This window comes from Pseudomonas neustonica (assembly GCF_003797945.1).
Classification (GTDB): Bacteria; Pseudomonadota; Gammaproteobacteria; order Pseudomonadales; family Pseudomonadaceae; genus Halopseudomonas; species Halopseudomonas neustonica.
Map to the genome: position 1 here is coordinate 146961 of NZ_RKKU01000005.1, position 12016 is coordinate 158976.

The window sequence follows — 12016 nt, forward strand, 5'->3', positions numbered from 1 at the left end:
TAGCTTTAAGCTTTAAGCTTGTGGCTTGTAGCTTGTAGCTTGTAGCTTGCCGCTTGCCGCTTGCCGCTTGCCTCAGGGATTCTCCTGTAGCCATTGTCCCAACAGGCTGCGCTCTTCCGGGGTAATGCCGGTCATGTTGCCCAGCGGCATATATTGGGTCGCAACCGCTGCCTGATACACCTTGGCGTGATGCAGTTTCAGCTGCTCCAGGGTTTCCAGCATGATGCCCGCCGGTGGTGCCTGGAATGCCGGACTGCTTGGCTGCGCGGCGTGACAAGCCTGACAGTGGGTTGCCAACAGCTGACTGACATCGGCATCCGCCACCCGAGCGACCTGAGTACCGTCGGCGTTGTGCGTGGCGGCGGTTTCGGGTGCGCTGGGGGCCATGGCCCAGATCAGCGCCAGCGTAGCCAAGGCACTGATGATCAGGATCGACGGCTTGTTGATCTGCTTGTGACGCAGGTTGAAGAAGTGCCGTGCGTAAGCCGTAATAGCACCAATTGCCGCCAACACCGCCCAGCCATACTCATTACCGTAGAAAATCGGATAGTGGTTGCTGATCATGATGAAAATGACCGGCAACGTCAGATAGTTGTTGTGGCGTGAGCGCAGCATGGCGCGCTGCGCCAGCATCACTACCCGCTCATCCGGGGTATCCCCTTTCTCAACGGCACTGACCAGCGCACGCTGCGCCGGAACAATACCCAGAAAGACGTTGGCGACCATGATGGTGCCGATGACCGCGCCCACATGGATAAAGGCACCACGGCCAGCAAAGACCTGGAACATGCCCCAGGCCACTGCGACCAGAATCAGAAACAACACCACCCCGAACGCCAGACCGTGCTTGGCCAAGGGACTGCGAATCAGCGCTTCATAGATAACCATGACGCCAAGCAGCGTGCCCATGCCAATGGCGATGGCGCCACCCATACTGAGGTCGAGCTTGCTGGCATCGATCAGGTAACCCGGGTTGCCGAAGTAATAGACCGCAAACAGCAGCGCCAGGCCACTCATCAGCGTGCTGTAGGCCTCCCATTTGAACCAATGCAGCTCGGCAGGCATTTTTTCCGGGCCAACGTGATACTTGGCTACTTCATAAAAGCCGCCGCCATGGATGGCCCAAAGGTCACCCTTGATACCTTTTTGTTTCTTCCATTCCGGTGGCTCGCGCAGGTTATTGTCGAGCCAGACGAAGTAAAAGGACGCACCGATCCAGGCCACGCCAGCAATGACGTGAAACCAGCGGATGATTAGGCTCAGCCATTCAGCCAGATATGCATGCATTGAGGGCCGCTCCTTTTGTGCTTTCACGGTCATACCGGCACTGCCCGGCGATATAGGTACGGCGAATGGCGCGATCATCGCCAAGAATCATCAAATCGAACAGCATGCCCTGCAGGTCACGGTCGGCTTTATGCTTGAGGCGCAAGGCCGGGCTGGCGGTACGGTCAAGGATCAAAAAGTCAGCATACTTACCGGGCTGCAGGTTGCCGGTGTCCGCAGCCTGATGCAGCACTTGAGCGTTACCCAGCGTAGCCATGTAAAACGCCTGAAAAGGGTTCAGACTCTGGCCGCGCAGCTGACAGACCTTGTAAGCCTCAGCCATGGTGGCGAGCATCGACAGGCTGGTACCACCGCCCACGTCAGTAGCCAGGCCCACTTGCACCTCGGCGGCGCGGGCGCTGGCCAGGTCAAACAGACCGCTGCCCAGGAAGGTGTTGGAGGTCGGGCAGAAAGCAATGCGAGTGCCGGTTTCCGCCAGCCGTGCGCGGTCAACGTCGTCGATATGAATACCGTGGGCTAATACGCTGCGCTCGCCCAACAGACCAAAGTGGTCGTAGACATCCAGATAGCTGCTGCGCTCAGGAAACAACTCCTTGATCCAGGCGATCTCGGCGTGGTTCTCCGCCCAGTGGGTCTGCATCAACACATCCGGGTATTCGGCCACCAACTGACCGGCATAGGTCAGTTGCTGCACGGTAGAGGTCGCGGCAAAGCGCGGCGTTACCGCGTAACGCTGACGACCCTTGCCGTGCCAACGCTCAATCAGTTCGCGGCTCTCGCTGTAGCTGGCTTCGGTTTCATCACGCACGCCATCCGGGGCGTGGCAGTCCATCATCACCTTGCCTGTGGTAATCGCCATATTGTAGCCATCGGCAGCGCTGAACAGCGCCTCGGCGGCCACCTTGTGCGAGGTGCTGAACACCAGCGCCGAGGTGGTGCCGTGCGCCAGCAGCAAATCCAGAAACAGCTGCGACTGATCGGCAGACCAGCCCGCATCGGCAAAGCGCGCTTCGGTCGGGAAGGTATAGGTTTCCAACCACTCCAGCAGCTGGGTGCCATAACTGGCCATCACCGCCAATTGCGGCATGTGTACGTGGGTATCGATCAGGCCGGGAATGATCAGGCTATCGGGCCACTGCCCGACCTCGGTACCCGCCGGCAGCCGTGGCAGCAGATCAGTGGCAGCGCCGTTGGCCAGCACCCGCCCGTCGGCAACCACCAACAGGCCGTCGGCGTGATACTCATAACTGTCCGGGTTGGGCTGAGTCAGCCCCGGCTCACCGATAAAGTGCAACAAAGGCCCGCGAAAGGCCGTACAGCCAGCCGGAAAGGCCGCCGCAGTAGAGGTATTCATGGTCATTAACTTCCCCGGTAGGTCGAGTAGCCCCACTGGTTGAGCAGCAGCGGTACATGGTAGTGGGCGGTCGTATCAGTCAGCTTGAAGGCGATGCTGACTGACGGATAGAAGCACTCCAACCCCTGACGCGCATAATAGCCGTCGGTATCAAAGGTCAGGCGGTAAACGCCTTGCGGCGCGCTGTCGCCAAAGCCGTTCAATACGCGACCGTCCGCATCGGTTGACGCCTGGCCCAGCGTTTCCCAACCATGGTCGGTCTGGCGCTCCAGCACGATGGCGACGCCAGCGGCGGGGCAACCACCGCCAAGGTCCAGAATATGGGTAGTGATAGGGCTCTTATTACTCATAACAGTTTGTCCAGACGAATATGGGTGATCTTGGCCTGCTCCGCGGCGGCGATGCGGAGCTCTTCTTCACGGGTATGGGGTAGGCGTTCTTCCAGCAGCGCCAGCATCTGCTCGGCGCTCTTGCCGGTAGCGCAGACGATAAAGATAAAACCGAATTTGTCGAGGTAGGCATAATTGCCATCCTTCAGCCGCTGCAGCACCTCATCCGGTGCCACACGTGCACCGGATTGCTCGCCACTGGCCAAGGCCTCGGTGCTGGCGTACTTGGCTTTCAGACTCTTGATGTCGCCAATCTTGGGGTGTGCTTCAAAAGCGACCAGCCAGTCGGTCTCATGCAGGTTTGGCCAGAGCGCGCGGGCCGTGCCGTGCAGTGCTTCCGCCGAACCATAGGGCCGCGACTCGACCATGGGGTATGCCCAGGCATCCGCCGCGCAGCAATCGCGAAACAGGGTCAGCGCTTGCGCTGCCGGCAGCTTGTTCAGTTCTTCCAGGCTCATTTTGCCTCCACTGGCGGGGTTGTGTTTTCAGCGCAGGGCTCAGTCGCAGCGACGGCCTCACCCTGTTTCATCAGATCGCGCAGAGCCGGCCAGCTCACCCCGCGACGACGGCTACGCGGTGCTTCGTCGGCGGCCAGGCTGAGCAGCTCGGCACTGATGGATACCGCCACTTCCATTGGCCGTTTACCCGGCACATCGGAGCGCCCGACCGGGCAGCGAATACCATCAATTTGCGCCTCGCTGTAACCGCGATGGCTCAAGCGCTGACGGAAACGATCAGCCTTGGTCTGCGAACCAATCAACCCTACGCTACAAGCAGCATCAGCATTGAGCAGCGCGCGGCACAAATCATAATCGAGCTGGTGATTGTGGGTCAGAATCAACACGTGGGCATCGCCGCACAACTCGGCTACATCGGCGACCGGATCATCGGTATGGTAGCGCCGCACGTTAGCTGGTAGCTCGGCCGGAAAGCTGTCTGCCCGCGAGTCGACCCAGGTCACCTGCCAGGGTAACTGTCCCATGATACTCATCAGCGCGCGCGCCACGTGGCCAGCGCCAAACACCACCAGCCGAGCATCACTGCCGCGTTGACCTTCAAGCAGCACCGAGACGCTGCCGCCACAGCATTGGCCCAGACTGGCGCCGAGCGGAAAATGCTCCAGCTGGGTTTCAAAGCGGCTGGCCGCCAATTGTTCACGGGCGCGCGCGGTCACCAGATACTCCAGATGACCGCCACCTATGGTGTCGTAAGTCTGCTCACCAGTGACGACCATCTTGCTCGACGGCTCACGCGGCACCGAACCGGCCACGCCAGCGATGGTGACCAGTACATAGGGCTCGCCGCGCTGTTCGCAGTCAGCGACCGCTTCAAACCAGCGCATACGTTTATCCATCAGGCAGTCTCCTGCTCGGTATTAGCCCAGGCCCGCGCCGCATTCACCGCGTTGAGCATGCGCTCTGGTGTCGCCGGGGTATCCAGCGGCGGACTGTAGCGGTAATCGGTGAGGCTGGCGACCGCATCACGCAGCGCGCTCCACACCGCAATGCCGAGCATCAACGGCGGCTCACCCACGGCCTTGGAACGGAACACTGTGGCTTCGCGGTTGGGGCTGGCCGCCAGCAGGTTCACCCGCAGATCGGGCGGCGTATCGGATACGGCCGGAATCTTGTAGGTGGCCGGTCCGGTGGTCATCAGGCGACCCTTATCGTTATAGACCAGCTCTTCGGTGGTCAGCCAACCCATGCCCTGCACAAAGCCGCCCTCAATCTGGCCAATGTCGATGGCCGGGTTCAGCGACTGACCGACGTCGTGCAGGATATCGGTACGCATAACCCGGTATTCCCCGGTAAGGGTGTCCAGCACTACCTCGGAGCACGCGGCGCCATTGGCGTAGTAGAGGAAGGGATGGCCCTTGCCGGTGGCAAAATCGTAATGAATCTTGGGCGTGGCGTAGAAGCCGCTGGACGACAAAGACACGCGGTTCATATACGCCTTTTGCACAAACTCGGCCCAATCCAGACGCGCCTCGCCAGCGACCACCTGATTGTTCTCGAACCGCACCTCTTCGGCCTTGCAGCCATACTGCTCGGCGGCAAAGGCAACCAGCCCGGCTTTGATCTTCTCGCAGGCATCCAGCGCCGCCATACCGTTCAGGTCGGAGCCGGAAGACGCAGCGGTCGGCGAGGTGTTGGGCACCTTGTCGGTACGCGTGGCCGATACCTTGACCTTGTCGACATCCACCTGGAAGGCCGCCGCCACTACCTGCGCGATCTTGATATACAGGCCCTGACCCATCTCGGTGCCGCCATGGTTCACATGCAGGCTGCCGTCGGTGTAGATCAACACCAAAGCGCCGGCCTGGTTCAAGTGCTTGGCGGTAAAGGAGATACCGAACTTGACCGGCGTCAGCGCCAGCCCACGCTTGAGGATCGGGCTTTGCTGGTTGAAGGCGGTGATTTCGTCGCGCCGTGTGCGGTAATCCGAGCTGGCTTCCAGCTGCGCGACCAGCTCCGGCAGAATGTGCTGCTCGACCACCTGACCGTAGTGCGTGGTGTCGCGGCCGGGGCGATAGAGGTTGTGCTTGCGCACGTCCAGCGGGTCGAGCTGCAGGTGACGGGCGATATCATCCACGGCCTGCTCGATTACCATCATGCCCTGCGGACCACCGAAACCACGGAAGGCGGTATTCGAGACCGTGTGGGTTTTGCAGCAATGCCCGGTCACCCGTGCCTGGTCCAGAAAGTAGCTGTTGTCCGAGTGGAACATGGCGCGCTCGACAATGGCGTTGGACAGATCCGGCGAAAAGCCGCAGCGGCCCGCCACCATGATCTCGGCGCCCTGAATCAGACCCTGATCGTCAAAACCGATGTCGTAGGTATTGAAAAAGTCGTGACGCTTGCCGGTCTGCACCATGTCATCCGGGCGGGACAGGCGATACTTGATCGGCTTGCCGGTCACCTGTGCCAGCAAGGCGGCCACGCAACCGAGCGCAGCTGCCTGGGTTTCCTTGCCACCAAAGCCGCCACCCATGCGGCGGACTTCAGCCTGCACCGCATGAATCGGCAGGCCCAATACCTCGGCAACCAGTTTCTGTACTTCTGAAGGATGCTGGCTGGAGGTGTGCACAAACATGCCACCGTCCTCCAGCGGCTCGACCATCGCCACCTGTCCCTCCAGATAAAAGTGCTCCTGACCACCCACGTTGATCTCACCCTTGAGACGGTGAGGTGCCGAGGCCAGCGCCTTGTCCGGGTCGCCGCGCTGCTGGGTATGACTGGGGCGCACAAAGAAGGATGTATCCAAGGCTTCCTGCGTACTGAGCACCGCATGCAGTGGCTCATACTCGACCTTGGCCAGTCGCGCCGCCTTGCGGGCAGCGGTATGGCTGGTCGCCGCCACGGCAAAGATCGGCTGACCAATATGCTCGACCAGCTCACTGGCCAGGACCGGGTCGCCGGGGAAAACCGGGCCGATATCGGTATGGCCGGGCACATCGGCGAGGGTGATCACCGCCACCACGCCGGGATAGGCGCGTACCGCGCTCAGATCCATGCTGGTGATACGCGCGTGCGCCTCTTCGCTGTGGCCGACCGCCGCGTGCAACAGACCTTCCGGCTCACGCAGATCATCGATATAGCGTGCCTGACCACGCACGTGTAGCCAGGCGCTGTCGTGCAGCGCGCTCTGGCCAGCAATGCCGACGGCCTGGCCGCTCTGGCGGGAAATGTCGCGGGGGAGTTTACGCATAGTCGGTCACCGTCAGTGCAGCGCCGCCAGTGTGGGCAGCGCGGTGTTCGTAAAGCGCGCGGCGCAGCAGGTTACCAGCCACCTCAAGGCGGTAGGCAGCCGAAGCACGCACGTCAGACATGGGTTTGAAGTCCTGCGTCAGCGCAGCAGCGGCAGCCGCCACCGCAGACTCATCAAAGGCCTGGCCACGCAGCGCGGTCTCCGCTGCCAGCGCACGCTTGGGAATACCCGCCATACCGCCATAGGCCAAACGGCAGTCTTCAATATTGTCACCATTAAAGCGCAGCCAGAAAGCCGCCAGCACGGCAGAAATATCATCGTCCAAACGCTTGGAAATCTTGTAGATGAACAAACGCTCGTTCGCCGCCGGCTTGGCAATTCGCACCGCGCGGATAAACTCACCCGGCTGCAGCACGGTTTTCTTGTAATCGAGGAAGTAATCCTGCAACGCCAGCCAGCGGGTGCCTTGCTGACTATCGAGCTGAATTTCAGCACCTAGCGCAATCAGCGGCGGCGGCATGTCACCAATCGGCGAAGCATTGCCTATATTGCCGCCCAGCGTCGCGCGGTTGCGAATCTGCAGCGAGCCCAGACGTTCCAGCATAGGCGTAAACGCGGGCCAGTATTGATCCAGTATCGGGCCGAACTGGGCGTAGGTCAGCGCGGACCCTATGGTCAGGTTTTCATCATCCTGCTCCAGCTCGCGCAGCTCCGCGACCTGCTCAACCGAAATCAACTGCGGCAGGGTTTTCAGCTGCTGGGTGATCTCCAGCGCCAGGTCGGTACTACCTGCGACCAGCCGCGCCTGCGGCTGGTCGGCCAGCGCCTCGCGCAGCGCCGCGAGCGATAGCGGCGCAGTAAAACGGTTGCCTGCTTCATCCTGCAGCACGGCGGCCTGAGCTCGGGCCTGCTTGAACTCGCGACTCGGCTGCGGACTGAACAACGCGTTGCCATCCCATTGCTGCACGCTATCGACAATACTGCGCGCGCCCGCTTCCACGATGGGGCGATAACCGGTGCAGCGGCACAGATTGCCGGCCAACGCTTCCATCAACTGATGCGCATTGGCATGTTGCCCGGCACTCGCCACCTGCTGATGCAAGCCAACCAGCGACATTACGATGCCCGGCGTACAAAAGCCGCACTGCGAGCCATTGCACTCGACCATCGCCGTTTGCACCGGGTGCGCCGGTTCGCGCTGCAGCGCATCAACGGTAATCAGGTGCTTGCCGTGCAATGCGCCGACCAGGCCAATACAGCTGTTCATGGCCACGTAATGCCACTGATCGTGCTGGTCCAGACTACCCAGCAACACGGTGCAGGCACCACAATCACCCGATGCGCAGCCTTCTTTTGTACCACTAAGCCGCATTTTGGTGCGCAGCCAGTCTAAAATGCTCAAGTTTGGGTCAGTCTGGTCAAGTTTTTGCGGCTGCCCATTTAAATAAAACTCAATCACTGTCGTCTCCGCGCTATCCACTATTCGCCGGTTTCCGGCGGGAGGTCTGCCACAGTGCAGTTATAGGCGCTGTGCAGGCTGTACGTTGGTATTTGCAAAAACTTGACCAACTAGTCTGAAAATAAGATTTTAATATTTTTAGGCTTTTGGCAAGCAAATTGCTCGCAGACAAAATGTTGATTGAATGGTCAGTTTATTTTAATTGAGGATGCTGGATGGCAACCGCAGAACGCTTGAGACTAGAAAACATCGTTAAAGAGTATCCCGGCTGTCGGGCGAACGACGGTGTTCATCTTTCAGTCCAGGCCGGTGAAATACACGCCCTACTGGGTGAGAACGGCGCGGGCAAGAGCACCCTGATGAAAATCATCTATGGGGTAATTCAGCCAGACGCTGGCACCCTTACCTGGAACGGACACCCGCTTACCTTGCAAGGTCCGGCCCATGCGCGCGAACTGGGCATCGGTATGGTGTTCCAGCATTTCTCGCTGTTCGAGACCCTGACCGTTGCCGAGAACATTGCACTCAGCCTGCCAGCCGCCCAGGCCCGTGACCGCAGCAAACTCGATACACGCATTCGCGAGGTCTCTGAACACTACGGCATGGCGCTGGACCCACGGCGTTTCGTCAACACCCTTTCCATCGGCGAGCGCCAACGCGTCGAAATCGTACGCTGCCTTATTCAGGATAGCTCGTTATTGATTCTCGACGAGCCAACCTCGGTGCTGACGCCGCAGGAAGTGCAGGTACTGTTCCGCACCCTGCGTCAGCTATCAAAGGAAGGCTGCAGCATTCTGTTCATCAGCCACAAACTGCAGGAAGTGCGCGATCTGTGTCACCGCGCGACCGTGTTGCGTCAGGGCCGGGTGACCGGCGAATGCAATCCGGGCGAGATCACCACCGACGATATCGCGCGCATGATGGTCGGCAACGAAACCCCGCTATCGACTCAGGTTGATCCCAGCGAACCGGGCGAGCTGTTACTGCAGACCAACAACCTCAATTATCAGACCCGCGACCCCTTCGGCACCAGCCTGCAGGATATCTGCATGTCGCTGCGCGCCGGGGAGATCGTCGGCATTGCCGGTGTTGCCGGTAACGGTCAGGACGAACTGCTGCGGGCGCTGTCGGGCGAAGCCAAGGTCAACAACGATAGCCTGCAGCTCAGCGGCATGAGCATCGGTGACAGTGGTCCCGCCGTACGCCGTAAGCTGGGCGTAGCCGTAGTACCGGAAGAACGACTGGGCCGCGGTGCCGTGCCGTCTATGTCACTGGTCGACAACAGCCTGCTGACCGCGTACGGCCAGGGCATGATCAGTAAGGGCTGGGTCGGCCTGGGCAAGGTGAGGGACTACGCCGGCCGAGTCGTAGAGCAGTTTGGCGTGCGCGCTGCCGGCATCGACAGTGCTGCTACCAGCCTGTCTGGCGGTAACCTGCAAAAATTCATTATCGGTCGCGAGGCCCTGCAACAGCCCAAGCTACTGGTCGCCTCACATCCGACCTGGGGCGTCGACGTTGGCTCCGCCGTGGCGATTCATGAAGCCTTGGTCAAATTACGCGACGAAGGCGCGGCCGTGCTGCTGATCTCCGAAGACCTGGACGAACTCTTTCAACTCTGTGGCCGCATGGGCGCGATCTGCGCCGGCAAGCTCTCACCCTTGGTGCCCACCAGCGAACTAAGCATTGAAAAGCTGGGCCAGTGGATGGCGGGCGACTTCCCCACTGCTGCAACCAATACCACTACGGAGACCAAACATGCTGTCGCTTGAGCGTCGCGCCGTCGACTCCCGCGCCATGCAATGGGCTTCTCCACTGCTGGCACTGTTACTGACCGTCATTACCGGACTGTTCCTGTTTATGGCGCTCGGCAAAGACCCGATTGAAGGCTTGACCTTCTTCTTTCTGATTCCCCTTAGCGATGCCCAGGGCTGGGCCGAGCTGGGACTGAAAATGGCGCCACTGCTACTTTGTGCTGCTGGCCTGACCATCTGTTACCGCGCCAAGATCTGGAATATCGGCGCTGAGGGCCACTTCCTCATGGGCTCCCTGTGGGCCAGTGCGGCAGCTCTTTATCTGAGTGAGCAAACCGGTTTCTGGGTGCTACCCGTAGTACTACTGGCGGGTATTATCGCGGGTGCGCTCTGGGCCTTGCTGGCCGGGGTATTGAAGACGCAGTTCCACTGCAACGAAATCCTCACCACCATCATGCTCAACTACATTGCCCTGAACCTGCTGCTGTTCGCGGTTCACGGTCCGTTGAAAGACCCTTACGGCTTTGGCTTTCCGCAGTCGGAAATGTTTGCCGCCGCCGCGCTGCTGCCCAAACTGATTCCCGATACCCGTCTGCATATAGGTCTGCTATTTGCGTTACTTGCCGCCGTCGCAGTCGGCGTGCTCTTTGCGCGCACCTTTATCGGCTTTCAACTCAAGGTGCTGGGACAGGATGAACGCGCCGCCGCCTTTGCCGGCTTTCCGGCCAAGCGCCTAACTCTGCTGGCTTTCATCCTGGCCGGCGGCCTGGCTGGACTGGCGGGCGCCAGTGAAGTAACCGGCCCACTGGGGCAACTGGTACCGCAGGTGTCGCCGGGTTATGGCTACACCGCGATCATTGTCGTTTTTCTGGGCCGCATGCAGGCCGTCGGCATCATCCTGGCTGCCGCACTGCTGGCACTGACCTTCATGGGCGGCGAGATGCTGCAGATCGCCATGAATATGCCCAAGGCCATTACCGGGCTGTTCCAGGGGTTGCTGCTGTTCTATCTGCTGACCTGTGACGCCTTTATTCACTACCGCATTCGTTTCCGCCGCGCCCCCGCGGCCAGCGCCGGGGAGGCTTGAGATGGACGCCGTATTGATTACCAACGTATTAGCCGCCACCGTGATTGCCGGCACCCCGTTATTGCTGGTCGCCCTCGGCGAACTGGTCTGCGAGCGCTCCGGCGTACTCAATCTGGGCCAGGAAGGCATGATGCTGATGGGCGCCGTGATTGGCTTCATGGCAGCCGTAACCACCGGCAGCCTGGCCATTGGTGTGCTCGCGGCCATGCTCGGCGGCGTGATGATGTCCATGCTGTTCGCACTGATGGCCGTCACTCTGGCGGCCAACCAGTATGCCGCAGGTCTCGCGCTCACTATCTTTGGCGTGGGCCTCAGCTCCTTTGTCGGCAGCGGCTACGTTGGCCAGGCCATTGACGGCTTCGACAAGATCGCCATTCCACTGCTCTCCGACATTCCGGTAATCGGCCAGGTGCTATTCACCCAGGACGCGCTGGTCTACCTGTCGCTGGTGCTCTTCGTAGTGGTTTATTGCTTCCTGCGCTACAGCCGCAGCGGATTGATTCTGCGGGCGGTGGGCGAGTCACCCGAGGCAGCCAATGCCAACGGCCTGAAAGTGCTTAAGGTGCGCTATCTGGCGGTGGCCTTTGGCGGCGCCATGGCGGGCCTGGCGGGCGCCTACCTGTCACTGGCGTACACCCCGATGTGGACCGAAAACATGACCGCCGGGCGCGGCTGGATCGCGCTGGCACTGGTGGTCTTTGCCACCTGGAAACCCGAACGCGTGTTGCTGGGAGCCTATCTGTTTGGCGCCGCCAGCATCCTGCATTTGGTACTACAGGGCCTTGGCTGGCAGAGCTCAACCGAGCTGCTGGCGATGCTGCCCTATGTAGTCACTATTTTGGTGCTTGTGCTGCTGTCCTGGAATCCCACCCGGACACGGCTCAACACACCGCTATCAATCGGCCAACCTTATAGGCCGAGTAAATAACTTGTCACCCACTATGCCAATCAAAACTAAAACTGAGATTCTTAGGAGCACCA

At 60.3% G+C, this 12016-nt stretch carries 10 protein-coding genes; 3 read left to right on the top strand and 7 right to left on the bottom strand.

The annotated features are described in order from the left end of the window. Positions 1-72 precede the first annotated feature (72 nt). From EF096_RS06715 to xdhA, 7 genes are read right to left on the bottom strand one after another with little or no spacing between them, the layout of a single operon-like run. Positions 73-1287 (bottom strand): urate hydroxylase PuuD, encoded by a 1215-nt coding sequence (locus tag EF096_RS06715; RefSeq protein ID WP_123888854.1) that lies wholly within the window; start codon positions 1285-1287, stop codon positions 73-75. Further along, positions 1268-2641 carry a guanine deaminase gene (gene guaD / locus EF096_RS06720; RefSeq protein WP_123888855.1) on the bottom strand — a complete coding sequence of 458 codons (1374 nt, stop codon included), beginning with the start codon at positions 2639-2641 and terminating at the stop codon, positions 1268-1270. The genes EF096_RS06715 and guaD overlap by 20 nt, the downstream gene beginning before the upstream one ends. Positions 2642-2646: 5 nt before the next feature. Further along, positions 2647-2991, bottom strand: a complete 345-nt coding sequence (gene uraH, locus EF096_RS06725) for a hydroxyisourate hydrolase (RefSeq protein ID WP_123888856.1) — start codon at positions 2989-2991, stop codon at positions 2647-2649. Continuing rightward, on the bottom strand, positions 2988-3488 hold the full coding sequence (gene uraD, locus EF096_RS06730; RefSeq protein ID WP_123888857.1) for a 2-oxo-4-hydroxy-4-carboxy-5-ureidoimidazoline decarboxylase: 501 nt from the start codon (positions 3486-3488) through the stop codon (positions 2988-2990). The genes uraH and uraD overlap by 4 nt, the downstream gene beginning before the upstream one ends. After that, positions 3485-4384: a xanthine dehydrogenase accessory protein XdhC gene (xdhC, locus tag EF096_RS06735; protein WP_123888858.1), complete on the bottom strand. Its 900-nt coding sequence runs from the start codon at positions 4382-4384 to the stop codon at positions 3485-3487. The genes uraD and xdhC overlap by 4 nt, the downstream gene beginning before the upstream one ends. Continuing rightward, complete coding sequence (xdhB, locus tag EF096_RS06740) at positions 4384-6738, bottom strand: xanthine dehydrogenase molybdopterin binding subunit (protein WP_123888859.1); 2355 nt, start codon at positions 6736-6738, stop codon at positions 4384-4386. Before xdhB ends, xdhC begins: the two co-directional genes overlap by 1 nt. Continuing rightward, positions 6731-8197: a xanthine dehydrogenase small subunit gene (gene xdhA / locus EF096_RS06745; RefSeq protein WP_123888860.1), complete on the bottom strand. Its 1467-nt coding sequence runs from the start codon at positions 8195-8197 to the stop codon at positions 6731-6733. The genes xdhB and xdhA overlap by 8 nt, the downstream gene beginning before the upstream one ends. A 215-nt stretch (positions 8198-8412) precedes the next feature. Between xdhA and EF096_RS06750 the strand changes: the two genes are divergently transcribed. Genes EF096_RS06750 through EF096_RS06760 form a run of 3 tightly spaced genes read left to right on the top strand, consistent with a single transcriptional unit; the run spans position 8413 to position 11963 of the window. After that, positions 8413-9966, top strand: a complete 1554-nt coding sequence (locus tag EF096_RS06750; protein ID WP_123888861.1) for an ABC transporter ATP-binding protein — start codon at positions 8413-8415, stop codon at positions 9964-9966. After that, the gene (locus tag EF096_RS06755) at positions 9953-11035 is read left to right on the top strand and encodes an ABC transporter permease (protein ID WP_123888862.1); all 1083 of its coding nucleotides are present in this window, start codon (positions 9953-9955) and stop codon (positions 11033-11035) included. The genes EF096_RS06750 and EF096_RS06755 overlap by 14 nt, the downstream gene beginning before the upstream one ends. A 1-nt stretch (position 11036) precedes the next feature. Next, on the top strand, positions 11037-11963 hold the full coding sequence (locus EF096_RS06760) for an ABC transporter permease (protein WP_123888863.1): 927 nt from the start codon (positions 11037-11039) through the stop codon (positions 11961-11963). Positions 11964-12016: the final 53 nt, after the last annotated feature.